The organism is Pseudomonas sp. RA_105y_Pfl2_P56 (genome assembly GCF_963970845.1).
In the GTDB taxonomy this organism is placed as follows: Bacteria; Pseudomonadota; Gammaproteobacteria; order Pseudomonadales; family Pseudomonadaceae; genus Aquipseudomonas; species Aquipseudomonas baetica_A.
This window is the reverse complement of sequence record NZ_CAXAPL010000019.1, coordinates 24,063-48,662: the sequence shown is the minus strand read 5'-3', so window position 1 is coordinate 48,662 and position 24,600 is coordinate 24,063. Positions and strand designations below refer to the sequence as shown.

Below are 24,600 nucleotides of genomic sequence, written 5' to 3'. Positions count from 1 at the left end.
TGAGGCGGACTATGCAATGTCCTCCCATCGACGCGAACACTTTCACGCTCTCGGCTTTTCCGTACGCCGTTAGAGTAAGCAAGCAATGACGCTATCCACCGACAATACCCCACGCCCAAACCTGCCGCGTGCAGGGATCCGAGCCACTACAGAACAACTCTGCACCCTCTATCAGATCAGCCGCACCACCTGGTGGCGCTGGTCGAAAGTCGAAAATTTTCCAACCCCGCTTCGCGCCGGCCGCATCCTGCGCTGGGATGCCGATGCCGTGGACGCATTCCTCACCAGCCAGAAGGGTTGAGCAATGGCAACCTGCATAACAACTCGACCAAGGGTTGCAAACTCGTTCGTGCACGGCTATCGTTCGTCTGTCGCTGCTAATTCAGCGACCGGGTTTGGCGACCCGATTACTGTTAGGCGCACAAGCGCCCCCATTACGATTGCAGGCGCTTTTTTTGTGCCCGCACATCCTGTTTATGGTGGCTGTGCGCGGGAGACCTTCGGGTCTGCCGGGTGCCTAACGTCCCGGTTCGCCAACCTGCGCACAGCTGCCACCTTAAATCGTTTGGCGACGATCGGTGGCAGCTCCAACACTACGTCAGGAGCTCCACCCATGTCTGCCCTCATTCCGCCCGCAATCCGCGCACTTGCTCACCGTCGCATGGCCTTGAGCGCCCTCCGCGCAAACTCATCCCTATCCGTTCGACTCAATCGCTATAACGCCCATATGGCCATTGTCCGAAGCTGTGAAGCCATTGTTTCCAACTCGCGTGAAACAACGTTGCATCGAGTAAATTACTGCCCATTAGCCAGCCACGACTAAGCATAAACAATCTCAGCGTTCTATCGCCTTTGTTGGCCGCTAATAACGGTCGCGTAGCCCAACTTACTCGACGGGTTTAACACAATGATCATTTTTCAAATGCGCAGTAATGCGCTGATGGGATCGGCTTGCCCGAAAAAAGCCTCTGGTATCCAGCACCAGGTCAAACAAATAAATCATGACGGGTATGCAGCTCCCGTCCGTACCTATTACCAAGTCGGAGACCAGCAGAATGTCCAGGCTGGGGACTACGGCACCGCGATTGCCGGAGACAGCGGTAAAGCCGTTGTCGGGGAAAGTGGTTTCGCCGTCGTAGGGGATCGCGGCAAGGCTCACGCAGGAGACTTTGGCACAGCCTATGCCGGAGAGTTCGCTACAGCCATCGTTGGAGATTGTGGAGTGGCCACTGTCCGGGACTGTAGCAACGCCGTTGCCGGAGTCCTGGGGACAGCCATCGCAGGTGACTATGGCCAGGCCTCAGCCGGGGCAAGTGGGATGGCCAGCGCCGGAATTAAGGGAGTCGTTTCCGCCGGCGAGAAAGGCGAAATCCGGCTCAGGTACAGAGACAGCCGAGAAGAACGGTTTAGAACCGTTATCGGCTACATCGGTGAGAACGGCCTTATGCCGAACACTGCCTACACACTCGACGATAAACACGCTTTTGTGCGGGCCACCCGTGCGTTGGGTGATGCGCAATGAATACGACTATTCCAACGTCCGTATGGGCGACAGCACAGCAGCTTTGCGCTCGCTACCAGATCAGTCGCACTACCTGGTGGCGCTGGTCTACAACATCGGGTTTCCCCACACCCATCCGTTTCGGTCGCACAGTGCGCTGGGACGTTAATGCGGTAGAGACCTACCTGACACGACTGGAAACGAACCAGGAGGGAAGTACTCATGAGTAAGCCCACTCCCCTCGACCTGATACGACAAACCGCCCTGCACGCCCTGAGCGCTGCTGAAACTCTGTTACCTGAGTGGCTACCAGGAGGCACTCGCAAAGGCCGCGAATGGGTGGCACCCAACATTGCCCGCGGGGATCAGAAAGCCGGTTCCTTTGGCGTGTCGCTCGACTCTGGCCGATGGAATGACTTTGCCGACGACAGTGCGCACGGTGGTGACCTGGTGTCACTTCTGGCCTATCTCAACGGTTGCCGACAACTGGACGCCGCCAAGGAGATTGACGACCGTCTACGGCTGGGCCTGTTCAATCTCACGGCTGCCGATGCTCAGCAGCTCCAAGAACGCCGCCGACAGGCCGATCAGGAGCGCGCATCGTGGCGTCTGCGTGAGCAGCAGCTCCAGGAGGCGAAAAACCTTGCTGCTGCCCGCCAGGCGTCGCAGCTCTGGAAAATGGCGAAGCTCGCCGATCCACTGCACACCTACTTGTTAGCCAAAGGTGTGCAGCCGTATCTGCTGCGCCAGTTGGGCCAGGGTCGCCTGCTGGTTCCGCTCTGCGATGACGGGCGCTTGGTCAATCTGCAAATCATCACGCCGGACGGTGGTAAACGCTTTTTGACGGGTGGTCGTGTCCAGGGCTGCTATTCGCCTTTGGGCAAGTTCTCCGACGGCTGCCGCCTGTATGTCTGCGAAGGCTGGGCCACTGGCGCAACCCTGCACAACAACACCGGGAGTCCGGTGGTCTGCGCAATGAACGCGGGCAACCTCAAGCCGGTGGCCGTGGCAATGCGTGAGCGCTACGGCGCAACGTTGGATCTGGTCATTGCTGGTGATGACGACCGAAAGACGATTGGCAATCCGGGGAAACGTGCTGCCAACCAAGCAGCCCGCGCAACCGACGCTCGTGTGGTTTTCCCGGAATGGCCCGCTGAGGCCCCGTCCGACCTATCCGACTTCAACGACCTGCACCTCTTGCTTGCAGGTCAATCTAAAAAGAGCCGCAAGGTATGAGCACTCACGAAAAAGCGTCCACCCTGAGCCTGGTTGGTGACCCTGCTGCTCCAGCACCTGAAAAACTGGAGCGGCCACGTTATGCCGTCTACGAGAACCATCGCACCATCGAGGGCAGGACATACAAGCCAGGCACCTGGTATCACGGCTTGAAGCAAAGCGGGCCGGATGAAAAGGCCATCCCCGTAGACCACTGGATCTGTGCGCCTCTAAACGTTGAAGCTGAAACGGCCAACTCAGAAGACGGCACCATTGGGCGGCTCCTATCTTTCAGCCACCGGGGAAGGCGTATTGAATGGGTCATGCCCATGGAAGCGCTGGCCGGTAAAGGTGATGAGGTTCTGAAAGTTCTGATGGGGCGGGGTCTGGTCATCGAGCACCACCAGCGCCGCCAGATCGTCCCCTACCTGGCTAGCCATCAAGCGCCCGAACTGGTGATCGCGACCACCACCAAACCGGGCTGGCATGAATCAGGGGCGTTTGTGTTGCCCTCTCGCGTCATCGGCGGCGAAAACGTGCGTTTCCAGGACTCTGGCAGGGCAGCCAACATCTTCACCGACAAGGGGTCTATCAGCGGCTGGCAGACCGAGATTGCTACCCGCTGCCTGGGCAACCCCGTGTTGATCCTGTCGGTCTGCTGCGCCTTGGCGGGGCCTCTGCTCGCCAAGGTGGGGGTGAATGGGGGCGGTGTTCACCTGGTGGGCGATTCGTCGAGTGGTAAATCGCTTGCCCAGCTCTTGGCTGCATCCGTGTGGGGCAACCCAGGGAGCTTCGCGGCGTCATGGGACGTATCGAAAGGCGGTGTCGAGATTGAGGCTGCCTCGCGCAACGACACCGTATTGATCCTGGACGAAATCAAACGGGCCGACCCCAAGCGTGTTCAGGAAATGGCGTATGCCATCGCCAACGGGATGGGCAAGGGAACCATGACCAGGGAGCGGGAGGGACGCGCCAAGTTGACCTGGCGTGTACTGGCGCTTTCCAGCGGCGAGCGCTCATTGTCAGACCATGCCGCCATCGGTGGTAGTGGCGCCCACGCCGGAGCTGAGCTGCGCATGGTGGACGTCAATGCCGGCACTCGCACGCACCGCGCCTTCGACGATGTGCACGGACTGACGGGGCAAGATTTTCACCGGGTCGTCAACGATGCTGTGGCGCAGCACTACGGCCATGTTGGCCCGGCATTTGTGGAATCGCTGATCCAGAAGCCCGAGGATCTGCACAGCGCTTTCAGGCAGGTGCGGGAAGCCTTTGGTACTGAGAGTTCACAGGCTGGGCGGGTGGCTGATCGCTTCGCGATTATGGCTCTGGCGGGTGAATCGGCTATCCGCCGCAACTTGCTGAACTGGCCGAAAGGAACAGCCATAAAGGCCTGTCGCCTTCTGTTCAACGAATGGCTCTTAACAACGGGTGATGGCAACGCGGAAGATCGCCAGATCTTACGTGGTCTCGCTGATTTTATCGCTCTACATGGTGACAGCCGTTTTTCGGATGTACGCGCAGAACACGCCAACCTGACTGTCCGTGAACGAGCAGGGTTCTACGAGGTAGACGATGACAAACGCCTGTACCTGTTCAACACACCCGCACTTCTGGAAGCGGCTTCTGGCTTCGGTAAAGAACGAATTCTACGAGCCCTATTAGGAGCTTCGGCAATTGTAAAAGTTGACGAGGAAGCCAAGGGTAGCAGGCGGACAAAAAAGTACCGCACGCCAGGTGGTGGCAGTTCCCGTTTTTACGTGATCGACCCCGAGCGACTGGAAAATGAGGGGTAAAGTCAACAGCGGTCATCATCAAACCATAAGCGCACTGTGAATTTTTGATGGGAACAGTGGGAACAAGGGAACAAGCCAGTAAATACGGGGTTTCTAGCGTTCCCATATAAAACACAAGAGTGGGAACATGGGAACACAACTCTGTTTAATAGGGGCTTTACCACTTCCTCTGTTCCCGCTCAAAAAAAAGCGGGAACGGCCAGATGCTCTGAAAGCCGCATTCTAGAGCGGTTGATCCCGAGTTCCCGTGTTCCCTCAAGTTTTTGAAATTAGACGCGGTATAAGGGGGGTGGCAGTGTTTTTTGTTGACGGAATGTCGGGAGGCTGGTCTAGAAAAAAAATAGCAATCCAGGTGACGGACATCCAGGCACGACAAAGCCAGTGAACGCATCGCCACTTGGCGAGCAGTTTTACCCCCGTCAGCGTCGACAAAACTGCTATCACTTTTCGCGATCGATCTGCGCACCAGGTTAAGAATTGCTAGCAAGGAAAACGCAATGAGAGAGCAGAAAAAGGTACTCACCATCCGAGATCCATCGCCCTTTTTGATACTGCAAGCCAAGGCAATGACGGGGAAAGCGACCGGTAGCCAGGCGTTCATCGCGGGTATCGAAATGATGATCCGGCAATCCGAGCAAATCGCCGATCTGCGAGACGACAACCGCAAGCTTCGGGAGCAGCTCCAAATCGCGCAGGGCCTGCTCCGGCAGATCACACCGATGTGCGTCCAGGTGGCCGAACTGGCGGGTCAGAAAGACTGGTTATTCGACAATTGCGGTACTAGCTGATCGACCAAAACAAACAAAGCCCCAAGCGGTTATGGTGGGGCCTTTCACTTATTCGGAATTTAAGTCAGTTAAATAACTCCAGCTCACTTTGAAACATCTAACTGTTCGAACATCTGAAGTTGCTGATCCCTGGGCAGCTCACACAAACGCACAAGCAGAGAGTTATTCGGCTTAACAGCTGAAGGCTTAAGAGTGTGCGAAAAGTTAATATGCGCAACAAAGCTGTGACCGCACGCCCTAGCGTTCGTACATTGACAGTAAAGCTTTGAAAACACTGACGACATTTTTTCTTCCTCAGTAATAAGCGCCTTACTTCCACACTCTCTGCAATAAACCCGCATAAAGATCAACTCTACATGTCAGACAATCAATTGAATTGTGTTAATATTAACACGCAATAAAAGCATATTGAGCAACTTCATACTGACCGCACTCAAAGAAATTAACCATATCACTCAGGGAGGCGCTTAATGCCCCGATCACTTGTTTCTTCTTGGAAGCGTGTCGCCATCAGTGGCCCAACTGCCGACGGCCGAGAAATCAAACCACAGGAACTACGCGACTGTGCAGAAACCTACAAGCCATCGACGTACACCGCTGTTATTTGGGTTGAGCATCAGCGCTGTAATGGTGCCCACGGGACTGTCTTCGCCGTACGCCTGATTGACGGCGACCCCTCATTTGGAAAGGGCCAAGTTGCACTAGAGGTACAGATGAAACCAAACTCCCGACTACTCAAGTTAAATAGTGACGGAGAAAAGCTGTTTTCCAGCGTGGAGATTACTCCGAATTTTGCGGGTTCTGGACGGGCCTACATGACCGGTCTGGCCGTCACTGATGAACCTGCCAGCCTTGGAACTCAGGAACTTTATTTTTCCAAACGGGCCAACAAAGCCTCCTATCGCACTGCATCTATGCCACTGCCGTCGCAACTGCGTAGTAAGGCGTTAGCAGCCAACCTGGAGCGAGCGAAGCGGAAGATGATATTTTTTTCGAATGAAGCTAGAGAACGTCGAGAGCTGACTAACAAATCCAAGCCGGGCAAACGAGTGCTTTAGCGTAGCCCACACTTTGACGCCCCCAACATTAATTAAATGACTAAGGAACATTGACATGCAACTCACCACTATTGATCGAGCCAACCTGGCACCAGAACTACGGGAGCTCGTGGCTTGTTTTGACGCCGACAAAGAAAGTTACATTGCCCTGCAAAATCAGCTCGCCGAAGTGACACAGGAAAGCCAACGGATCAATCAAAAAGCCTCTGAGTTGGAAGGGCAAGCCAAACGTACCGATGCGTCTTGGAATGACTTAGCGAAGTCTGCCACCATCGACCAGGATAAAATCAATGAAGAAATTGAACGTAGCGCCCAACTCAGGAAGGATGCTCAGGCGCTACGTGTCACCGCCGAAGCAAGAACCGGCCTTCAAAATAACTTAATTGTTCGAGTAGCAGAAGCTCGAATAAAGCTGGCAGGTGTTCCTAACGTAATTAACAAGGTGCATTGGCAAACTCAACTTGCAAAAATATTTGCTCAAGACGGTATGCGGGAAAGCTTGTTGGAAATGTTCGCTTTGTCCCGCGCATTGTTCCTCAGAAGTCTTGAAGAGCACGATGGTTTATTGCGTGGCTGTAATAGCATGCGCGAGAGACAAGCAAAAACGAATGAGCTTACCTGGAAGGCTTTCGGTAAAGACCTTGAGAAACTGTTTGGCGATGATGAGGAAAGCGCACTGGCACCATCATTGGTAACGATGCCGCCCGCCGTGTCGAAAGAAGTAGTAGTGAACACACCCGGTGAATTGCTGAGACTTAAGAAAGCAAACGTGGATCGCTGAAAGTGTTCAACGAGACGCTGGGAGTTTTGACATTCCAGGATCTGCAACAGATCGCTGGAGACCAGCGCCGGTCGGACGTGGAAAGGACTCTAATCCGCCAGAGGGTGAGGATGTTTCGGTGGCGCTCCAGCCCCAGGACAACCCTCGCCCTCACCAACCACCCCGGTGGCATCAGCGCACCCAACACAGAACGATACGATAGCGACATCCTGTAAGGCCGCCGCCCGAGCGGCCTCACTCCTCCCTTCGATCTTCCACCCCGCCTGCGAGACTTTGCCTGTTCCGGAGACTCTCACACAAAGCTGTTTTCAGGCCCGCTCCGCAATGGGCGATAGCTGCGTTTTCGATTGCACCACCGCAGACGCTCGCACGAAGAGAAATGCAATCGACAAAATCCGAAAAACTGGGCTGAAAGCCTTGCTCCATTTGGCTTGCACGCTTTCCATTCGCTCCCACCTCATGATGAATGCAACCAAAAAAAACAATCTGTTCACTTTCAGAAAACACGGGTGCACCCTTATTGCCATTGGGTTTGGTGACTTGAAACGCCGTCAGGTATGGACGCGCTGCCAGTGCATTGGCTTTGCATTTCCTTGCAAAACTTTGCACAAAATGAAAAAGGCGATTGTCTCGGAAGCCCCGCAGCCAGACTGGGCTAGAACCCTGGTTGCACTACCTTGAGATTTGCACAAAAAAATCACACAGAGCGCGTCGGCGGGAGGGGGATAAGTGCTTTTTCATGCTGCCTTTTTTTCATGATTGGATTTTTTGCGGCAGGTGTGAAATTGAACTCCACTTGACCACTCGCTAGCACTCGCCCCGCCGCGCAATGTGCATTGAATTTGACCAGCACGCGTTGTGCATCATGGCCGTCATAAACCGGACAAAAGCCGCCAGTAGTGGCAAATGGCATCTACCTGCTACGCTGAATCTCTACCGCAGTCAGGCAGGCCATGCAATCGCGATAAGAAACCCGACATACAATACCGCCTATTAGTAGCTACATCCCTTTCATGGAGCTCCAATGTCAAGCCCAGAAAACCGTAATCGGTTGCTTATCAAATTCATGGATGAGCAATACGTCGACAGCTTTATAAATGAAGGTTTATTGTTTATGAACAATATTCAATTTTTTAGAGCATACGAAGATAGCGATCCAGCATTGAGAGGCGATGTTCACGAAGGACTCTCCGCTAGTTTATTACCTGAAAATATAACTCTAGAAATCAATGGGCGAGTCATTACAGAGGCTGTTGGAAAAATTGATATACGAAAGTGCCGTCAGGATGAAACCAACATCTACAGCATGACAATAATCACCGATCAAGATATATTAAACTCTGGCGAGCACGGCTTGCATCTATCAAGTAACTTTTCGAAATTCGGCAACAAAGCAGTTTTTATTTGCGGCAGCGATATAAGTAAATTCTGGAATCGCTTAAAAAGCTCTATAGACGACAATCAATTTATCTACACATTAGAAGACAATAATATTATAGGTGGAAAAGTCAACTATATTGAACGTGCATTACATCACAGCCGACTGAATGTATTTAATAAATTCAAGGAGTACGCATGGCAGCACGAATGGCGCATTGCCCTAAATCAAACCACACGCGTCGGGCCACTACCCCTAAAAATTGGTAGCCTTGCAGACATAGCACACGTAATTGATACGATTGATCTCGTAAAACAACCTATTAAATTTCAGGAACAAGTTTCATGATATTGTGCTCAAATGGGTTGCCGTGCAGCAGCTCCTTTGCCAAACGCGAGGTATTTACCATGTACATGCTCGACACATGCATATTCAACAAGTTACTTGACCGGAAGATCAAACCCGAAGAACTTCCTTCGAATGGAGAATTCTATGCCACGCACATCCAGATTGATGAAATAAAGAAGACATCAGACGCCAATCGAAGAGAGGCGCTGTTATCAAAATTCAAAGAATTAATCCAGCCAGAAACAATTGCAACTGAAACATTCTTGGCAGATATATCGCACGTCGATCTTGACAAGATCGGTAGTGGAGTTTGGTATAGCAAGCTTCATAACAAACTAGACTCGCTCAACAAAAGAAAGCGAAATAACCCTCAAGATTCGTTAATTGCTGAAGCGGCCTTCATGAACGATTTCACTCTGCTTACAGCTGACAAGGATCTATCAATCGCCTGTGAACAACTCGGTGCAAAAGTCATTTACTTCGAAACCTACTAGTGGCTCAAGTAGTTCGCGCCGGTTAGCGCGAGCGTTATGAATTCCTGCAAAGGTTCAAGGGTGCATGAAAACGCTTAGAGCACGTTTGGTACGTCAAAACCCGAACAAAAGCCGCGTTCCGACGTAAATTTTCGATCTGCCTGACCACCCAAGCACAGGCAAATTTTACGTAGCAACGCAGACTACAAAACGGTGCATGCGTTTTCACACAGCTAGGGCGCTCTACCGGTCGCCAACGTTTATTGCGCTACCTATAAACAAGAGGTACAAAACAAATACGGGATAGAAACGGGAAAAAATCGAATTTCCACCAGAAATACCAAACATCAAATAACGCCTAAAGCCCTATATTTAAAGAACCTTAAGCCAATCCATAAATCCGAGAATAAGTGATTGGAAATCACCAGCATGGAAAAGCGTCCGTATTCAGAGTGCGCAGGATACCGCGAAACAGATGCCAGGCCTGAACGGGATACATGGACGAAGGCCTGCGCACTGGAGATAGCGCCAGCCAGCAGACACCAACATGCTTTTCAGAAACGCCCTACAGAACACCTCAAGTCCTTGTAATACAATTTCAGGTCGACTAAAGGAGTGTCAAGAAATGGCCAACCACGGATATATGTCCATCACCGGTAGAACTCAAGGTTTGATTTCAGCGGGCTGCTCAAGCCCAGACTCTATTGGCAATAAATATCAGGCAGGACATACAGACGAAGTTATGGTGTTGTCTTACAGCCACAACATGGCCAATATCGAAAACATTAATAAGCCGACACACAGCCCTCTCATCATAACTAAGAACGTCGACAAATCCTCACCACTTCTCGCTCATGCACTATCAACCAGAGAAAAAATAGACTGCACGATCAACTTTTATCGCGTGTCCTCCTTTGGCATACAGGAAAAGTTTTATTCCATCTCGATTACTGGCGGTGTTATTGCCGATCTGACGCTTGAGATGCCTCACTCTATTTTGCAAAACGATGCAGAGCCGTAGGAACACCTGGCTATTCGCTATAGGGAGATCACCTGGGTACACCACTCAGCTGGAACCAGCGGCCACAGCACCTGGGGAAACGAGGCGTGAAACCAATAAGTGAATGCAAACCCGGTAGTTGCGATTATTGGCTTGTCAGTGAAGCCGCAAGAAGACTTGGAAGCCAAGCCTGCACATTAGGTGCCAGGCACATTAAGGACGGCACGCTACGCTTGCAATTTGGTCGAGAGGTTTCTTACTACGCCAAAAGCATTGTTGATGCAGTTGCACAGGGTGAAAAAAATCCCGAGCAGGCTCTAAAGGATCTCAAGAATGAACAGAGCAGCCTTCTAAGCCAGTCACTGGAGGTTGCTCAAAAAGGCGTGGGAGCAATTGCTGGAGCGCTCCAATTTGCAGCAGGCGCGGGGATCTGTTACGGCTCCGCGGGCACACTTTGTCTACTCGCAGGTACCCCTTTGATGCTTCATGGGGCGAATAACGTATATGAGAATGGGCGAAATTTGTGGGAAGATCGCTCAGATACGCAGGGGCCAGTCAGAAAAGGTTACCAAGAGGCTGCAAAACTGGTAGGCACCGGAGAGCCTGAAGGAAATATGGCATATGGAGTCGTTGATTTAGGGCTTTCCGTATATGGAGTTGCCGGTCAAGTGTTAAAGCCTGATGCATGGCGATTGTTTAGATATGTACGAGCTGATTACGTACGCGGGTATGAAAAAGCAAGTAAATCAGCACTGTCTTTTGAGGCCATCTCAAACTCAATAACAATAAACTCAATATACAAGGAGAAAAAAAATAGTGATGAGTAGCCAACCACTTACAACAACACTATACTCACTTGTTTCTTTAGTAGCATTTTGGATTTTTTACTTAACAGCAAAAAAAATTTCAGGACCTAATCTTAAACCCGGAATGTTTTGGTTCTTTTTTGCATTACTCATGCTTTGGGGGGCAATACAACTTAACGTTGCTCGCTATGGCTACATCTTATTCATCCCTTCATCCAAAGACACTATTGAAAACAACTACATGATTCGATGGATTGCCTTTGCAAGCGCCATACTTCAAACGCTTTGCACGCCAAGCAAAGAAAATAAAAAACACTGATTCTCAAGTAGTTACATTAGAGACTAATCAATCTCGTCGATCATAATTCGACAACGCTCAGGCACCACCAGTGACAATCCATACCAAGAGACCAAGACCTGCCAGAAACACAGCCCCCCCTCATTGGACCAGCCGCAGCGCTCCCACAGGATCTGGTTTCACTTCAGAGCCACACTTCCAAACGACAAACCCGGCACTTGGCCGGGTTTGTCGCCTCTGCGTCTTGCTTACTTTGCGACAGAACCCGCCGCGTGCAGCGCCTGCTGCGCACCGCGTTTGTTCTTGATCACATAGCAGACCCACATGAACACGACCCACACCGGAATCGCGTACACCGAGATCTGGATACCCGGGATCAGCAGCATCACGCCGAGGATGAACGCGACGAACGCCAGGCAGATGTAGTTGCCGTACGGATACCACAGTGCCTTGAACAGCGGCGTTTGCTTCGTCTTGTTCATGTGCTGACGGAACTTGAAGTGCGAGAAGCTGATCATTGCCCAGTTGATCACCAGCGTTGCCACAACGAGCGACATCAGCAGTTCCAGCGCATGCTGCGGGATCAGGTAGTTGAGCAACACCGCCACCAGCGTCACCGCCGCCGAGGCCAGGATCGAACGCACTGGCACGCCGCGCTTGTCGATCTTCGCCAGGGCTTTGGGCGCATCACCCTGCTCGGCCATGCCCAGGAGCATGCGGCTGTTGCAGTAGGTACCACTGTTGTAAACCGACAGCGCAGCGGTCAGCACGACAAAATTGAGGATGTGGGCGGCGGTGTTGCTGCCGAGCATCGAGAACACTTGTACGAACGGGCTTCCACTGTAGGAATCGCCGTTTGCGTTGAGGGTTTCCAGCAGGCTGTCCCACGGGGTCAGCGACAGCAGGATCACCAGAGCGCCGATGTAGAAAATCAGGATCCGGTAGATCACTTGGTTGATTGCTTTCGGGATCACGGTTTTCGGTTTATCGGCCTCGGCTGCGGTGAAACCGAGCATTTCCAGGCCGCCAAACGAGAACATGATGATCGCCATGGCCATCACCAGACCACTGACACCGTTGGCAAAGAAACCACCGTGGGACCACAGGTTGCTGACCGAGGCTTGCGGGCCGCCATTACCGCTGACCAGCAGGTAGCTGCCCAACGCAATCATGCCGACGATCGCCACGACCTTGATGATCGCGAACCAGAATTCGGCCTCCCCGAATACTTTGACGTTGGCCAGGTTGATGGCGTTGATCAGCACAAAGAATGCAGCAGCAGAAACCCACGTCGGGATGTCGGGCGCCCAGTAGTGGATGTACTTGCCGACCGCCGTCAGCTCCGACATGCCCACCAGAATGTACAGAATCCAGCAGTTCCAGCCCGACAGGAAACCGGCGAAACCGCCCCAGTATTTATGCGCGAAATGGCTGAAGGAACCGGCCACCGGCTCTTCGACAATCATCTCGCCAAGCTGGCGCATGATCATGAAGGCGATGAAGCCGCAGATGGCGTAGCCGAGGATCATCGACGGCCCGGCGGATTTCAGCACCCCGGCCGAGCCGAGGAACAATCCGGTACCGATCGCGCCACCGAGGGCGATCAGTTGAATGTGGCGATTTTTCAGGCCGCGTTTCAGCTCGCCTGATTGTGAGGGTTGTCCACTCATGAAAAAGGTCTCACGCAAGGTTTGATGATGTTCAGTAGACGTTGCTGCAAGGTTGCGATTTCAAGCAGCCCCGATCAAACCCCAGCGCAGGCACCAGGAGTTCAGCTTTTTTACAACGGTCATGCGTCACCTGTTTGTTTTTATCTGTGACGAAATCGAACCCGACACGCTTGTGACGCGGCGGAGTGAACAAGGCAGATAGCCTTGAGATTTGCGCGATTACGCAGAGGGTCACAGTTAAAACGCGGCGCATTGTACACCGCTAACCCCCTGCTGCCAGACTCCGCTGGATCAGCGTGTCGGTTGCCGGGATTGCACGTGTCCGCCTCGAGTCGCAAGGGCGGCTGCAAAAAATGAGTCAGGCCGTTGCAGGCCATCGACGGGGACGAGTGGAAAACCGTCCCACGGTGAGAGGTGGAAATCAGTCACGGCGTTCATTGCGCCTCCTTGTTGTTATGCGCCTGCACGACAGGCATGGAGCGCATCTCACCCTTCAAACGCCGCTGAAACAAGCGGGCCAGAGCCTTGTGCAACACCTGACCGGGCAACGTCCGGCAGCTTTTCCTTACACGAGCGACGTGGGGGGACTTTCACTGGGTTTGGTCGCCCTTTTCGTAAATATTTCCTTACAAGGCGTAACGTAAAATTTCCAATTCAGACAATTCCGTAGGTCGCCTGCAAATTGACGGTGGCTCGCTCACTCTTGAAAAAAGCCATCTAGTTTTTTGTTTTGAAATAAGAAAAACCTCATTCAAAAACAGAATAAAAAGTTTATTTAAAAATTAAATAGATGATTTTTTGCATTACAAAAAACCCTGAACTAGGTTCTTCACGTCTTGTCGGCCAACTTGACCGGCCAGTCACAACCATGAAAGTCATCTAGGAGATCGACCATGCAAGCACTGGAAAAAGACTTGGATACCGAACTGCAACTGGACGAATGGTTTGAAGCCCCCACTCACGAAGCGGCCGTGGAAATGATGCAAGCCGACGCGGTCGTGCCGTTCGGCACGGCGATGTGGCCTCTGTAACACATCATTGGGCAGACACGATCCGGCCGATCGTGCCTGCCGCTTTTTTCACGGTCAGTCAGGGAGGACTCATGGATAAGCCACGCGCGATCTCGCATTTCCTTTACTACCTCGAACATCACCCGGCCCTCGCCGACCTCGACTCGGCGCAGATTCTGCTCGGGCACACTGCCGATTACCAAGCCCTCACCGGCGCCATCGCCGAACAGGCCGGCGAACATTCACGCTTCAGGTTCAGCGCCCGACGTCTGGACCTGGAAAGTAGCGCAGCGCTGACTTCGGCGATTGCCGACAGCGATCTGTACATTTTCTTCTACGACTCTTCCACCCTGCCCAACCCGCGCCCCGACGGTCCGGAGTTTGTTCGCGCCCTGCAAGCGGTGATGGCGCAGAACTGGAAGAAGTCGCTGCTGTTCAAGGATTACGGCGATTATTTCTACGACACATTCAGTGTCACGCCACGGCGCATTGCCGGGCTCAATAGCCACTTGATCCAACGCATGTCCCAAGCGACGACGCTGAGTTTCAAAGACGATGAAGGCTCATGGTTCGAAGCGCCCATGAGCAGTATCAAGAAGTGGACCGACATCAACGGCGTCGGCAACTTCGATCTGGCGCCTGGCGAGATCGCCACCCACAGCGAAGCCATTAACGGTCATGTGAAGTTCAAGGGCACCTTCCTCAGCACCATTCCGTTTGCGCGCAAGTACGGGGTACTGGAATCACCGCTGGAACTGTGGATCGAGAATTCGACCATCAGCCGCATCGCCACCGATGTGCCGGGGCTGGAGCATGATTTCAACAAGTACCTGGACGCGAACCCGTCGAACAGGCGCATCGAGGAGCTGGGGATTGGCACCAACGAAGGCGTGAAAACACTGTATGCGCGCAATGCCGGGTTTGAAGAACGGCATTGTGGATTGCACCTTGGGCTTGGGGGTGGAGCCAAGGGCAGTCATCACCTGGACCTGATCTTCTCCGGTGGCGTGTTGGCGCTGGATGACAAGCCAGTGTTTGATGGACGGTTTGTGTTTTAGCCTGAAATTGATGGCGCTGCTAGCGGCCTCTTCGCGGGGCAGGCACCACAACACTTTCGCCAGACGAAAAAAAACGCCAACCCTGCGGTTGGCGTTTTTCATTCAGGCGCTAAACCCGATCACTCAGGCTTCTTGCGCCCGAAACCCGGACGCTGGCCAGAGCCGGCCGGTGCGCCGCGACGCTTGCCCGACGGCTTGTCACCGTCGACCAGTTTGATCCCTGGGCGCTTCGGCGCAGGCTTGGCCGGACGCTTGTTGGTGGTGTCCACCGGACGATCCGCTACCGGTGTACCGCGACCGGCCGGTGCGCCACGCTCACCACGCTCGGTGCGACCGTTGGCCGGACGCGGAGCGCGCTCGCCGTCACGGGCAACTGGCTTGCGCCCCGGACGCTCGCCTTCGATCTGCGGCTCGCGGCCTGGACGCGGGCCGGTCGGCGCGCCAGCGGCTGGACGCAGGGTACGCACGCGCTCGGTCTTGGCCATCGGCCGCGACGATTTGCGCTGCATGCGTTCCAGCTTGTCTTTGCTCTTGGCATTGAGCTGCGGCATCGCTACCGGCGTCAGACCCACTTCAGCACTCAGAATGTCGACTTCGTACTGGCTCATTTCGCGCCAGCGGCCCATCGGCAGGTCGGAGTTGAGGAACACCGGGCCGAAACGCACGCGCTTCAGACGGCTGACCACCAGACCTTGCGATTCCCACAGACGACGAACCTCACGGTTACGACCTTCCATCACCACGCAGTGATACCAGTGGTTGAAGCCTTCGCCGCCTGGTGCCTGCTTGATGTCGGTGAACTTGGCAGGACCGTCTTCCAGCACCACGCCGGCCTTCAGGCGCTCGATCATTTCGTCATCGACTTCACCGCGTACACGCACGGCGTACTCACGGTCCATCTCATAGGATGGGTGCATCAGGCGGTTGGCCAGCTCACCGTCAGTGGTGAACATCAGCAGCCCGGTGGTGTTGATGTCGAGACGACCGATGTTGATCCAGCGACCTTCTTTCGGACGCGGCAGCTTGTCGAACACGGTCGGACGGCCTTCCGGGTCGTCACGAGTGCAGATCTCGCCATCGGGTTTGTTGTACATGATCACGCGGCGTACCGATTCGGCAGCCTCTTCACGCTTGATCACCTTGCCATCAATGGTGATGGCGTCGTGCATGTCGACGCGCAGGCCGAGGGTGGCGTCTTTACCATTGACCTTGATCCGGCCCTGGCTGATCCAGGCTTCCACGTCACGGCGCGAGCCGACGCCGATACGGGCGAGGACTTTCTGCAGCTTTTCGCCTGCTGGGCCGATTTCCTGGTCGTCTTTCTGATTGATGTCACTCATCTGGGCACCTCCCGGTGTGGTCTGTTCAGGCGGCGCCTGAAGCATTGAAATCTGGGTACTTTGCCGAAGGGATCGGCGAAGGGTCGCGAATCATACGCGGATGTGGGCCATCGCGCATCAGAGACTAGCTGATCAATGCACAGTTATTTCTTTTTCCGCCGACCGGCTCCGCCAAGCTTGATCAGCCGCAGCGCGGCTTCGGCCAGGACAGCGCGTTTGTCGTCCTTGTCGAGTTTCTTCCAGGCTTTGATTTCGCGCTTGCTGCGACCGCACCCCTGACAAACATCATCGGTGAACTTGCAGAGGCTGATGCACGGGTCTTTGGTTGAGCTCATCAATCTCTCCGGGCTGAACATAGAGCCAATGGGGGAGCGGCCGTGTTCAATCCTCAAATTCGCGGCGTTCGGCTTCGATGGCTTCAGCCAGGGCTCGGGCTTCGGCTTCCTCTTCGCTCAACTCGGGTGGCGGTGCGCACTGCTCAAGGGCTGCAACGGCAGCAAGAAGTTTTTCCCGTGCTTGCGCAACACCCAGCACGTCCTCTTCAGGTTCGGCTTCAGGCTCGGCTTCAAGTTCAACCTCGATAACCGGCTCGGTGATTTGCGTCTCAGGCTCAACCGGCGGCGCTTCGAAATCGGCGCCATCACGCAACAAATCATCGAAATCGGTCTTGATCCCCTCCTCCATACCGTCCAGCTCCAGCAGCAAGGTGTGGAAACTGGTTTCCTCCTTCTCCTCTTCGGGCTCGGCACTGGCGTCGGCCAGCTCCTGCAAACCCTGAGGCACTGGCGCGTCGTCAAAATCGAGTACCGGGTCGGCCTCCATCTCGCGCAGTTCGGCCAGCGGCGGCAAGTCTTCGAGGTTTTTCAGATTGAAGTGATCGAGAAACGCCTTGGTAGTGGCGAACATCGCCGGTTTGCCCGGCACGTCGCGGTAACCGACGATGCGGATCCACTCGCGTTCGATCAGGGTTTTGACGATGTTGCTGTTGACCGCCACACCGCGCACATCCTCGATCTCGCCCCGGGTGATCGGCTGGCGATAGGCAATCAGCGCGATGGTTTCCAGCAAGGCACGGGAATAACGCTGCGGGCGCTCCTCCCACAGACGGCCAACCCATGGCGAAAACTTCTCGCGGATCTGCAAGCGATAGCCCGAGGAGACTTCTTTGAGTTCGAAGGCTCGGCCATCGCAGGACTTGGCGAGCAACGCCAGGGCTTTCTTGAAGACCGGTGGCTCGGGCCGTTCGCCGTCTTCGAACAGTTCGTAGAGACGTTCAAGCGATTGCGGCTTTCCCGAGGCCAGCAGAAAGGCTTCAAGCAGGGGGGCCAGCTCGCGGGGTTCAGTCAGGTTCATGTTTGGACTCGTTATTCGGCTCGGGCTCGCACGTGGATCGCGGCGAACGGCTCATTCTGCACCAGCTCGACCAAGGATTCCTTGACCAGTTCAAGGATCGCCATAAAGGTCACCACCACACCGAGGCGACCCTCTTCGGCGGTGAACAGCTCGACAAACGGCACAAAACCGCCGCCCTTGAGCCGCTCAAGCACATCACTCATGCGTTCGCGGGTCGACAGGGCCTCGCGGCTGACCTGATGGCTTTCAAACATGTCGCCACGGCGCAAGACTTCGGCCATGCACATGAGAATTTCTTCCAGCGCCACATCAGGCAACAGCTTGCGTGCCCGAGCCTGCGGGGCGTCGAGCTTGGGCACCACAACATCACGGCCAACCCGGCTCAAGCCGTCGATGCCTTCGGCGGCAGCCTTGAAGCGCTCGTACTCCTGCAAGCGGCGGATCAGTTCGGCACGCGGATCGTCTTCTTCGTCTTCGACGGTCTCGGCCCGTGGCAGGAGCATGCGCGACTTGATCTCGGCGAGCATCGCGGCCATCACCAGATACTCGGCGGCCAGTTCCAGGCGCACCGACTGCATCAGCTCGACATAGCCCATGTACTGCCGGGTGATTTCCGCCACCGGGATGTCGAGGATGTTGATGTTCTGTTTGCGGATCAGGTACAGCAGCAGGTCGAGTGGGCCTTCAAAGGCTTCAAGGAACACTTCCAGCGCATCTGGCGGGATGTAAAGGTCCAGCGGCATTTCCATGACCGCCTGGCCATAGACCATGGCAAACGGCAGTTCCTGCTGGGCACCGGCCTGGGGATCGACAACGGTTTGCACTGCGGACATTCAGGCCTCGACCATGAACGGCGCGGGATCGCCGCAACCGACGCGGATCACTTCCGGATCGTCGCCGGTCAGGTCGATCACGGTGGAGGCCTTGATGCCGCCGAAACCACCGTCGATGATCAGGTCCACTTGATGTTCGAGTAACTGGCGCATTTCGTAAGGATCGCTGAGCGGATCTTCATCGCCCGGCATGATCAGGGTCACGCTCATCAACGGCTCGCCCAGTTCGGCCAGCAGTGCCAACGCAATCGGTTGGCTCGGTACGCGCAGGCCGATGGTGCGTTTCTTCGGATGCAGCAGCAGCCGGGGCACTTCCCGGGTGGCGTTGAGAATGAAGGTGTAGGGGCCCGGCAGGTGCGCCTTGAGAATACGGAAAATGCCAGTGTCGATCTTGGCATAGTTGCCCAATTGCGACAGATCGCTGCAGATCAGTGCGAAGTTGTGCTTTTCGTCAAGCTGGCGCAGGCGTCGAACGCGCTCAATGGCGGTTTTGTCGCCAATTCGGCAACCGATCGCGTAGGAAGAATCCGTGGGATAAATCACCACCCCGCCTTTGCGGATGATCTCGACCGCCTGTTTGATCAGGCGCGCTTGCGGGTTTTCCGGATGTATCTGGAAAAATTGACTCACATTCTCTACCTGTTCAGACGGCGGCAATAACTGTGTCATGTTTGAACCGACACCACAGGGGTGGAAGGTCCTCGGGAACCGGCCGGTACTGGCCGATCTCGGACCAGCCACCAGGGCCATGGAAGTCACTGCCAGCGCTGACCAGCAGACCGAACTCACGGGCAAGGATTGCCAGGCTGCCCACCTGTTCTGCAGGCTGATGGCCATTGACCACCTCGATCGCATGCCCGCCTGCTTGAATATAGTCGGCAATCAGCTTTCGGCGCTTGCTGCGGGTGAAATCGTAGTGCCACGGATGCGCCAGGCTGACCCAGGCATTGGCGGCGCGCAACGTGTCGACAGTGTCTTCCAGCGTCGGCCAGTGCAACTTGACGTCACCCAACTTGCCAGCGCCGAGCCACTTGCGAAATGCTTCGGCGCGATCCTTTACAAACCCTTCACGCACCATCCAGTCAGCAAAATGCGGACGAGCCGGCGCGTTACCGCTATCGCCCAGCTCCTGCTGGATCTGTCGGGCGCCATCGAGGGCGCCAGGCATCCCCTTGAGCGCGAGCTTGCGGCTTATTTCTTCCGACCGCAGCCAGCGGCCATCGTGCAATTTGGCGATGGCCTCGACCAGTGGAGCGGCGTTGACGTCGAAACCGTAGCCCAACACATGGATGGTCGCGCCGCCCCAGGTGCAGGAGAGTTCGACGCCGTTGACCAGTTGCATGCCCAATTCATTGGCGGCCGCGCGCGCTTCGGCGAGGCCTTCAAGGGTGTCGTGGTCGGTCAACGCCAGGACTCGCACGCCGTTTTCGAACGCACGTGCAACCAGAACCGCTGGCGCCAATGCGCCATCGGAGGCCGTGCTATGGCAGTGCAAATCAACATTCACGGGGAGTTGTAACCTCAAATCAGCTGGCGCTATCGCGCGCCCATATGTTTGTTATTATGCCGCCACATCCAGCTTCTGGCTCTCACTGTGAAACAATTCATCGATTTCATCCCGCTTCTGCTGTTCTTCATCGTTTACAAACTCGATCCGCGGGTCGTCGACCTCGCTGGCCATGAAGTGACTGTAGGCGGTATTTACAGCGCCACCGCCATGCTGATCATCAGCTCCCTGGTGGTATACGGTGTGCTTTTCATCAAACAGCGCAAGCTGGAAAAGAGCCAATGGCTGACCCTGATCGCCTGCCTCGTGTTCGGCAGCCTGACCCTGGCCTTCCACAGCGAAACCGTCCTCAAATGGAAAGCCCCGGTGGTCAACTGGCTGTTCGCCGCGGCCTTCATCGGTAGCCATTTCATCGGCGACCGTTTGCTGATCAAACGCATCATGGGTCACGCGCTGACCTTGCCGGAACCGATCTGGACCCGCCTGAACATCGCATGGATCGTCTTTTTACTGTTCTGCGGGGCCGCCAACCTGTTCGTCGCCTTTACCTTCCAGAGCATCTGGGTGGACTTCAAGGTGTTCGGCAGCCTGGGCATGACCTTGGTGTTCCTGCTCGCACAATTTATTTACCTGTCCCGTCATATGCACGACGCCGATACCAAAACACCAAAAACCGAGGACTGACATGCTCTACGCAATCATTGCCACCGACGTCGCCAACTCTCTTGAAGCTCGCCTGGCCGCGCGCCCTGCACACCTGGAGCGCCTGCAAGTGCTCAAGGGCGAAGGCCGTATCGTACTGGCCGGCCCGCACCCGGCCGTCGACAGCAATGATCCGGGCGCAGCGGGTTTCACTGGCAGCCTGATCGTCGCGGAATTCGACTCCCTGAGCGCCGCGCAAGCCTGGGCCGATGCCGATCCGTATATCGCCGCCGGCGTCTACGCCAGTGTGATCGTCAAGCCGTTCAAGCAAGTCCTCCCGTAGTTCTTCCCCCCCACGCGATGAACCTTGTCGGTTCATCGCGTTCTCAATCGCTCATTATTCTCGTTCGTCTGCCGACAACCTGCCCAATATCCATTTGGAAACAGGTGTCGCGATGCGCAAGGGTCCGTTGTGTCTGATGTGGGTCACGTTGTCGATCATGGCGCCCGCCCACGGTGAGGAAACCACCGAAGGCGGCAGCTCCACGCCATTGTCGTTAAGTGCTGGCAGCCAGATCACCGAGTTGCAACAGCGCCTCAAGGCCAGCGAGCAACAGCGAGAAATACTGAGCAAACAACTGCAAAATGCCGACAACGAACGCGAAAGCGCTCAGCTCGCCCGGTTGCGCCAGGAGAATCAGCGTCTCAAGCTGCAACTCAGGGAAGCCCAGGCCAGTCCGCTGCCGCGGATGCTGACCGAGCAGCAGCAGTGGTTCATTACGGGAGGTGGGGTAGCGCTATTGGCACTGCTCTGCGGTATCTTTGCCAGTGGTGCAAGCCGAAAACGTCGGCAATGGCTAAATTGAGTGAGTCATGAGCGAGCTGTTACTTATTGATGATGATCAGGAGCTGTGCGAGCTCCTGAGCAGTTGGCTGAGCCAGGAAGGCTTCCAGGTGCGTGCCTGCCACGATGGCCAGAGCGCTCGCAAGGCCTTGGCCGAAACCGCCCCGGCGGCGGTAGTGCTGGACGTGATGTTGCCCGATGGCAGCGGTCTGGAATTGCTCAAGCAACTGCGCAACGATCACGCTGATCTACCGGTCTTGATGCTCTCGGCAAGGGGCGAGCCGCTGGATCGCATCCTCGGCCTGGAACTGGGCGCCGACGATTACCTGGCCAAACCCTGCGATCCGCGCGAACTGACTGCCCGCTTGCGCGCCGTGTTGCGGCGCAGTCACCCGGCCGCCGTGTCGACTCAGCTTGAGCTGGGCGACCTGAGCTTTAGCCCGGTACGTGGCGTGGTCAGCATCGACGAGAAAGAACTGACCCTCACCGTCTCCGAAAGCCGCTTGCTCGAAGCCTTGCTCAAGCAGCCCGGTGAACCGCTGGACAAACAGGAACTGGCGCAACTGGCCCTCGGCCGCAAGCTGACCCTGTATGACCGCAGCCTCGACATGCACGTCAGCAACCTGCGCAGAAAGATCGGCCCGCACCCCGACGGCCGCCCGCGCATCGTGGCCCTGCGTAGCCGCGGTTATTACTACAGCCTGTAGGATTTGTCAGGTCAGCGCGAGAGCGTCTTTACCCAAGCTTTACGTAGCGCTGACCGCCGCTGACCTTGATCTCCGTAATCTGAACTCATCCGGAACGTACCGGGAACGAGACAAGGAGATACACCATGCGCAAGACTCTTATCGCTCTGATGTTCGCTGCCGCTCTGCCAACTGTCGCCATGGCCATGCCGCAAGACGGTGGCCCGATGGGTGGTCCGCTCGATGGCCCACGCCACGGCGGTCAGATGCACGGCATGCACGGCAAAGGCCCGTACAGCCAACTCGACCTGTCCCGCGAACAGCGCGAACAGATCCGCAAGATCATGGGCGAGCAGATGCACGAGCGTAAGCAAGTGGTCGACAAATACCTGGAAAAACTCTCGCCGGCTGATCAGAAAGCCATGAAAGACGAGATGGCGGCCAACCACAAGAAAGCCGAATCCGACGTCCGCGCCGTGTTGAAACCGGATCAACAGAAGAAATTCGACGAAATCCAGAAAAAACAAGCCGAGCGTCGCGCAGAATGGGCTGAATTCAAGGCCTGGAAAGCGCAACAGCCGCAAAAGGCGCAATAATGCAGTAACCCACGATCCGACGGCCAACACCGTCGGGTCTGTTGCCACTCAATTCAAATGTGGGAGCGGGCTTGCTCGCGAAGAGGGATTATCAGTCGACATCCTCAGTGACTGATCCACCGTATTCGCGAGCAAGCCCGCTCCCACATGGGCATTGCGTCTGTTCTGAGGATTTTCTGTGCGTTCATTGTTCTGGCGTATTCTCGCGAGCTTCTGGCTGGCCATCGCTCTGGTTGCCGGGCTGTCCATTCTGCTGGGGCACATGCTCAATCAGGACGCGTGGATCCTCAGTCGTCATCCCGGGCTTAACACCCTCGCCGCTGAATGGACGCAGCGCTACGAAGCCCAAGGCGAAGACGCCGCCCAGAAGATCCTCGAACAACGCAAACGTCAGTACCACATCGACGTTCAGGTGCTGAACGAGACCGGCGACCCGGTAGTGCGCGGCACCTTCCCCCGCCGCGCGGCCGCTTTCGAAGCCCGGCAAAATAGCGATGACCGACGCCTGCCGTGGCGGCGTCTGACCGACGAATTCACCAGTGACAAAACCGGTGACACGTACCTGTTCATCTACCGTATTCCACACCCGGAACTCGATGCCTGGCACCGCGAAAGCCTGCTCTGGCCCCTGAGCGCGCTGGGTATCGCGCTGGTAGTGCTGACCCTGTTCAGCCTGTTGGTGACCTTCTCCATCACCCGTCCGCTCAGCCGTTTGCGCGTCGCGGTACACGATCTGGGGCAGACCACCTATCAACAGAACAGCCTTGCCAAACTGGCCAACCGTCGTGACGAGTTCGGCGTACTCGCCAATGACTTCAACCGCATGGGCGCCCGCCTGCAAAGCTTGATCGGCAGCCAGCGCCAATTGCTGCGCGATGTGTCCCACGAACTGCGCTCACCGCTGGCACGGCTACGCATTGCGCTGGCACTGGCTGAGCGGGCCAATCCTGAAGAACGGGAAAAACTCTGGCCACGCCTGACCCGCGAGTGTGATCGGCTGGAAGCGTTGATCAGTGAAATCCTGGTACTGGCGCGGGTCGATGCCGACAACGCCAGCGCTGAAGACGTCGACCTGAATGCTCTGCTTGGCGCCCTGCACAAAGATGCGCAACTCAGCTCGCCAGAGCAGGCCGTACGCCTTGACGCCGAACCACAACTCCACCTCAAAGGTTGGCCAACCATGATCGAACGCGCCGTCGATAACCTGCTGCGTAACGCGCAACGGTTCAACCCGGAGGGTAAGCCGATCGAGATCCAGGCCTCGCGTCAGGGCGAGCGGATGGTGGTGAGTGTGCGTGATCACGGGCCGGGGGTGCAGGCCGAGCATTTGACTCAATTGGGTGAGCCATTTTATCGAGCGCCGGGGCAGACGGCGGCGGGACATGGATTAGGGTTGGCGATTGCCAAACGTGCAGCGGAGCGCCATGGCGGGAATCTGACCCTGGCCAACCATCCTGAGGGCGGGTTTATTGCCAGTCTGGAATTGCCGTTGGTGCCGGGAGCCGTGGTGCAACCCTGATCAAAACGGTGGAAGCGGGCGTGCTCGCGAAGGCGTCAGGCCATTCAACAACGATGTTGAATGACACACCGCTTTCGCGAGCAAGCCCGCTCACCTATTG

General features: G+C 55.7%; 26 protein-coding genes and 2 pseudogenes. 20 read left to right on the top strand and 8 right to left on the bottom strand.

The window, feature by feature from the left end; all coding sequences use genetic code 11:
* Positions 1-85 precede the first annotated feature (85 nt).
* From AACY11_RS14890 to AACY11_RS14870, 5 genes are all read left to right on the top strand, one after another.
* Entirely contained in the window at positions 86-301 is a 216-nt protein-coding gene (locus AACY11_RS14890) for a helix-turn-helix transcriptional regulator (RefSeq protein WP_339495091.1), read from the top strand.
* A gap of 606 nt (positions 302-907) precedes the next feature.
* Positions 908-1,522, top strand: a complete 615-nt coding sequence (locus tag AACY11_RS14885) for a hypothetical protein (RefSeq protein WP_339495090.1) — start codon at positions 908-910, stop codon at positions 1,520-1,522.
* Between the two features lie 201 nt (positions 1,523-1,723).
* Positions 1,724-2,737, top strand: coding sequence for a toprim domain-containing protein (locus tag AACY11_RS14880; RefSeq protein WP_339495088.1), 1,014 nt, complete (start codon positions 1,724-1,726; stop codon positions 2,735-2,737).
* Positions 2,734-4,512, top strand: coding sequence for a DUF927 domain-containing protein (locus AACY11_RS14875; protein ID WP_339495087.1), 1,779 nt, complete (start codon positions 2,734-2,736; stop codon positions 4,510-4,512). The genes AACY11_RS14880 and AACY11_RS14875 overlap by 4 nt, the downstream gene beginning before the upstream one ends.
* Positions 4,513-5,009: 497 nt before the next feature.
* Positions 5,010-5,300: a hypothetical protein gene (locus AACY11_RS14870; protein ID WP_339495085.1), complete on the top strand. Its 291-nt coding sequence runs from the start codon at positions 5,010-5,012 to the stop codon at positions 5,298-5,300.
* Positions 5,301-5,383: 83 nt separating this feature from the next.
* Here AACY11_RS14870 and AACY11_RS14865 read toward each other — a convergent pair whose 3' ends face one another.
* Positions 5,384-5,641, bottom strand: coding sequence for an ogr/Delta-like zinc finger family protein (locus AACY11_RS14865; RefSeq protein WP_339495083.1), 258 nt, complete (start codon positions 5,639-5,641; stop codon positions 5,384-5,386).
* A 129-nt stretch (positions 5,642-5,770) separates the two neighbouring features.
* Here AACY11_RS14865 and AACY11_RS14860 point away from each other — a divergent pair.
* The 7 genes and pseudogenes from AACY11_RS14860 to AACY11_RS14830 all read left to right on the top strand — a co-directional run.
* Positions 5,771-6,229 (top strand): annotated as a pseudogene (locus AACY11_RS14860) (GPO family capsid scaffolding protein); the annotation flags it as partial.
* 184 nt (positions 6,230-6,413) lie between these two features.
* On the top strand, positions 6,414-7,139 hold the full coding sequence (locus AACY11_RS14855) for a hypothetical protein (protein WP_339495079.1): 726 nt from the start codon (positions 6,414-6,416) through the stop codon (positions 7,137-7,139).
* A gap of 1,024 nt (positions 7,140-8,163) precedes the next feature.
* On the top strand, positions 8,164-8,865 hold the full coding sequence (locus tag AACY11_RS14850; protein WP_339495078.1) for a hypothetical protein: 702 nt from the start codon (positions 8,164-8,166) through the stop codon (positions 8,863-8,865).
* A gap of 59 nt (positions 8,866-8,924) precedes the next feature.
* Positions 8,925-9,359, top strand: coding sequence for a hypothetical protein (locus AACY11_RS14845; RefSeq protein ID WP_339495077.1), 435 nt, complete (start codon positions 8,925-8,927; stop codon positions 9,357-9,359).
* Positions 9,360-9,963: 604 nt separating this feature from the next.
* A pseudogene (locus tag AACY11_RS14840) lies at positions 9,964-10,449 on the top strand (Hcp family type VI secretion system effector).
* Positions 10,446-11,165: a DUF4225 domain-containing protein gene (locus AACY11_RS14835; protein WP_339495076.1), complete on the top strand. Its 720-nt coding sequence runs from the start codon at positions 10,446-10,448 to the stop codon at positions 11,163-11,165. Before AACY11_RS14840 ends, AACY11_RS14835 begins: the two are co-directional and overlap by 4 nt.
* Complete coding sequence (locus AACY11_RS14830; protein WP_339464119.1) at positions 11,158-11,463, top strand: hypothetical protein; 306 nt, start codon at positions 11,158-11,160, stop codon at positions 11,461-11,463. The genes AACY11_RS14835 and AACY11_RS14830 overlap by 8 nt, the downstream gene beginning before the upstream one ends.
* A gap of 227 nt (positions 11,464-11,690) precedes the next feature.
* On the opposite strand, the gene AACY11_RS14825 is transcribed toward AACY11_RS14830, so the two are convergent.
* A complete protein-coding gene (locus AACY11_RS14825) occupies positions 11,691-13,112 on the bottom strand; it encodes an amino acid permease (protein ID WP_339464118.1) in 1,422 nt (473 codons plus the stop codon).
* Positions 13,113-14,005: 893 nt separating this feature from the next.
* Here AACY11_RS14825 and AACY11_RS14820 point away from each other — a divergent pair.
* Together AACY11_RS14820 and AACY11_RS14815 are read left to right on the top strand one after the other, a co-directional pair.
* Complete coding sequence (locus tag AACY11_RS14820; RefSeq protein ID WP_003222780.1) at positions 14,006-14,143, top strand: hypothetical protein; 138 nt, start codon at positions 14,006-14,008, stop codon at positions 14,141-14,143.
* Between the two features lie 71 nt (positions 14,144-14,214).
* Positions 14,215-15,180 (top strand): leucyl aminopeptidase, encoded by a 966-nt coding sequence (locus AACY11_RS14815; protein ID WP_339495075.1) that lies wholly within the window; start codon positions 14,215-14,217, stop codon positions 15,178-15,180.
* 119 nt (positions 15,181-15,299) lie between these two features.
* Here AACY11_RS14815 and rluB read toward each other — a convergent pair whose 3' ends face one another.
* From rluB to AACY11_RS14785, 6 genes are all read right to left on the bottom strand, one after another.
* Positions 15,300-16,520: a 23S rRNA pseudouridine(2605) synthase RluB gene (gene rluB / locus AACY11_RS14810; RefSeq protein WP_339495074.1), complete on the bottom strand. Its 1,221-nt coding sequence runs from the start codon at positions 16,518-16,520 to the stop codon at positions 15,300-15,302.
* Positions 16,521-16,663: 143 nt separating this feature from the next.
* Positions 16,664-16,855: a DUF1289 domain-containing protein gene (locus AACY11_RS14805; protein ID WP_339432646.1), complete on the bottom strand. Its 192-nt coding sequence runs from the start codon at positions 16,853-16,855 to the stop codon at positions 16,664-16,666.
* A 46-nt stretch (positions 16,856-16,901) separates the two neighbouring features.
* Positions 16,902-17,873 (bottom strand): SMC-Scp complex subunit ScpB, encoded by a 972-nt coding sequence (scpB, locus tag AACY11_RS14800; RefSeq protein ID WP_339495072.1) that lies wholly within the window; start codon positions 17,871-17,873, stop codon positions 16,902-16,904.
* Between the two features lie 11 nt (positions 17,874-17,884).
* Positions 17,885-18,583: a segregation and condensation protein A gene (locus AACY11_RS14795; protein WP_221732046.1), complete on the bottom strand. Its 699-nt coding sequence runs from the start codon at positions 18,581-18,583 to the stop codon at positions 17,885-17,887.
* Positions 18,584-18,706: 123 nt separating this feature from the next.
* Positions 18,707-19,336, bottom strand: a complete 630-nt coding sequence (locus tag AACY11_RS14790) for an L-threonylcarbamoyladenylate synthase (RefSeq protein WP_221732024.1) — start codon at positions 19,334-19,336, stop codon at positions 18,707-18,709.
* Between the two features lie 13 nt (positions 19,337-19,349).
* On the bottom strand, positions 19,350-20,213 hold the full coding sequence (locus AACY11_RS14785) for a PHP domain-containing protein (RefSeq protein ID WP_339495071.1): 864 nt from the start codon (positions 20,211-20,213) through the stop codon (positions 19,350-19,352).
* Positions 20,214-20,300: 87 nt separating this feature from the next.
* Between AACY11_RS14785 and AACY11_RS14780 the strand changes: the two genes are divergently transcribed.
* The 6 genes from AACY11_RS14780 (at position 20,301) to AACY11_RS14755 (ending at position 24,500) form a co-directional block, all read left to right on the top strand.
* Positions 20,301-20,897 carry a septation protein A gene (locus AACY11_RS14780; protein WP_339432649.1) on the top strand — a complete coding sequence of 199 codons (597 nt, stop codon included), beginning with the start codon at positions 20,301-20,303 and terminating at the stop codon, positions 20,895-20,897.
* A 1-nt stretch (position 20,898) separates the two neighbouring features.
* Positions 20,899-21,198 carry a YciI family protein gene (locus AACY11_RS14775; protein ID WP_025110562.1) on the top strand — a complete coding sequence of 100 codons (300 nt, stop codon included), beginning with the start codon at positions 20,899-20,901 and terminating at the stop codon, positions 21,196-21,198.
* Between the two features lie 112 nt (positions 21,199-21,310).
* The gene (locus tag AACY11_RS14770) at positions 21,311-21,721 is read left to right on the top strand and encodes a translation initiation factor 2 (RefSeq protein WP_221732027.1); all 411 of its coding nucleotides are present in this window, start codon (positions 21,311-21,313) and stop codon (positions 21,719-21,721) included.
* Between the two features lie 7 nt (positions 21,722-21,728).
* Positions 21,729-22,406 carry a response regulator transcription factor gene (locus tag AACY11_RS14765; RefSeq protein WP_339432650.1) on the top strand — a complete coding sequence of 226 codons (678 nt, stop codon included), beginning with the start codon at positions 21,729-21,731 and terminating at the stop codon, positions 22,404-22,406.
* A 125-nt stretch (positions 22,407-22,531) separates the two neighbouring features.
* A complete protein-coding gene (locus AACY11_RS14760) occupies positions 22,532-22,981 on the top strand; it encodes a Spy/CpxP family protein refolding chaperone (protein WP_095187815.1) in 450 nt (149 codons plus the stop codon).
* Between the two features lie 178 nt (positions 22,982-23,159).
* Positions 23,160-24,500, top strand: coding sequence for a sensor histidine kinase (locus AACY11_RS14755; protein WP_339495069.1), 1,341 nt, complete (start codon positions 23,160-23,162; stop codon positions 24,498-24,500).
* Positions 24,501-24,600: the final 100 nt, after the last annotated feature.

Bases quoted from the DNA above. Each gene is read 5' to 3' on its own strand.
- AACY11_RS14890 (WP_339495091.1), top strand. From the start codon at position 86: ATGACGCTATCCACCGACAATACCCCACGCCCAAACCTGCCGCGTGCA.
- AACY11_RS14885 (WP_339495090.1), top strand. From the start codon at position 908: ATGATCATTTTTCAAATGCGCAGTAATGCGCTGATGGGATCGGCTTGC.
- AACY11_RS14880 (WP_339495088.1), top strand. From the start codon at position 1,724: ATGAGTAAGCCCACTCCCCTCGACCTGATACGACAAACCGCCCTGCAC.
- AACY11_RS14875 (WP_339495087.1), top strand. From the start codon at position 2,734: ATGAGCACTCACGAAAAAGCGTCCACCCTGAGCCTGGTTGGTGACCCT.
- AACY11_RS14870 (WP_339495085.1), top strand. From the start codon at position 5,010: ATGAGAGAGCAGAAAAAGGTACTCACCATCCGAGATCCATCGCCCTTT.
- AACY11_RS14865 (WP_339495083.1), bottom strand. From the start codon at position 5,641: ATGCGGGTTTATTGCAGAGAGTGTGGAAGTAAGGCGCTTATTACTGAG.
- AACY11_RS14855 (WP_339495079.1), top strand. From the start codon at position 6,414: ATGCAACTCACCACTATTGATCGAGCCAACCTGGCACCAGAACTACGG.
- AACY11_RS14850 (WP_339495078.1), top strand. From the start codon at position 8,164: ATGTCAAGCCCAGAAAACCGTAATCGGTTGCTTATCAAATTCATGGAT.
- AACY11_RS14845 (WP_339495077.1), top strand. From the start codon at position 8,925: ATGTACATGCTCGACACATGCATATTCAACAAGTTACTTGACCGGAAG.
- AACY11_RS14830 (WP_339464119.1), top strand. From the start codon at position 11,158: ATGAGTAGCCAACCACTTACAACAACACTATACTCACTTGTTTCTTTA.
- AACY11_RS14825 (WP_339464118.1), bottom strand. From the start codon at position 13,112: ATGAGTGGACAACCCTCACAATCAGGCGAGCTGAAACGCGGCCTGAAA.
- AACY11_RS14820 (WP_003222780.1), top strand. From the start codon at position 14,006: ATGCAAGCACTGGAAAAAGACTTGGATACCGAACTGCAACTGGACGAA.
- AACY11_RS14815 (WP_339495075.1), top strand. From the start codon at position 14,215: ATGGATAAGCCACGCGCGATCTCGCATTTCCTTTACTACCTCGAACAT.
- rluB (WP_339495074.1), bottom strand. From the start codon at position 16,520: ATGAGTGACATCAATCAGAAAGACGACCAGGAAATCGGCCCAGCAGGC.
- AACY11_RS14805 (WP_339432646.1), bottom strand. From the start codon at position 16,855: ATGAGCTCAACCAAAGACCCGTGCATCAGCCTCTGCAAGTTCACCGAT.
- scpB (WP_339495072.1), bottom strand. From the start codon at position 17,873: ATGAACCTGACTGAACCCCGCGAGCTGGCCCCCCTGCTTGAAGCCTTT.
- AACY11_RS14775 (WP_025110562.1), top strand. From the start codon at position 20,899: ATGCTCTACGCAATCATTGCCACCGACGTCGCCAACTCTCTTGAAGCT.
- AACY11_RS14770 (WP_221732027.1), top strand. From the start codon at position 21,311: ATGCGCAAGGGTCCGTTGTGTCTGATGTGGGTCACGTTGTCGATCATG.
- AACY11_RS14765 (WP_339432650.1), top strand. From the start codon at position 21,729: ATGAGCGAGCTGTTACTTATTGATGATGATCAGGAGCTGTGCGAGCTC.
- AACY11_RS14760 (WP_095187815.1), top strand. From the start codon at position 22,532: ATGCGCAAGACTCTTATCGCTCTGATGTTCGCTGCCGCTCTGCCAACT.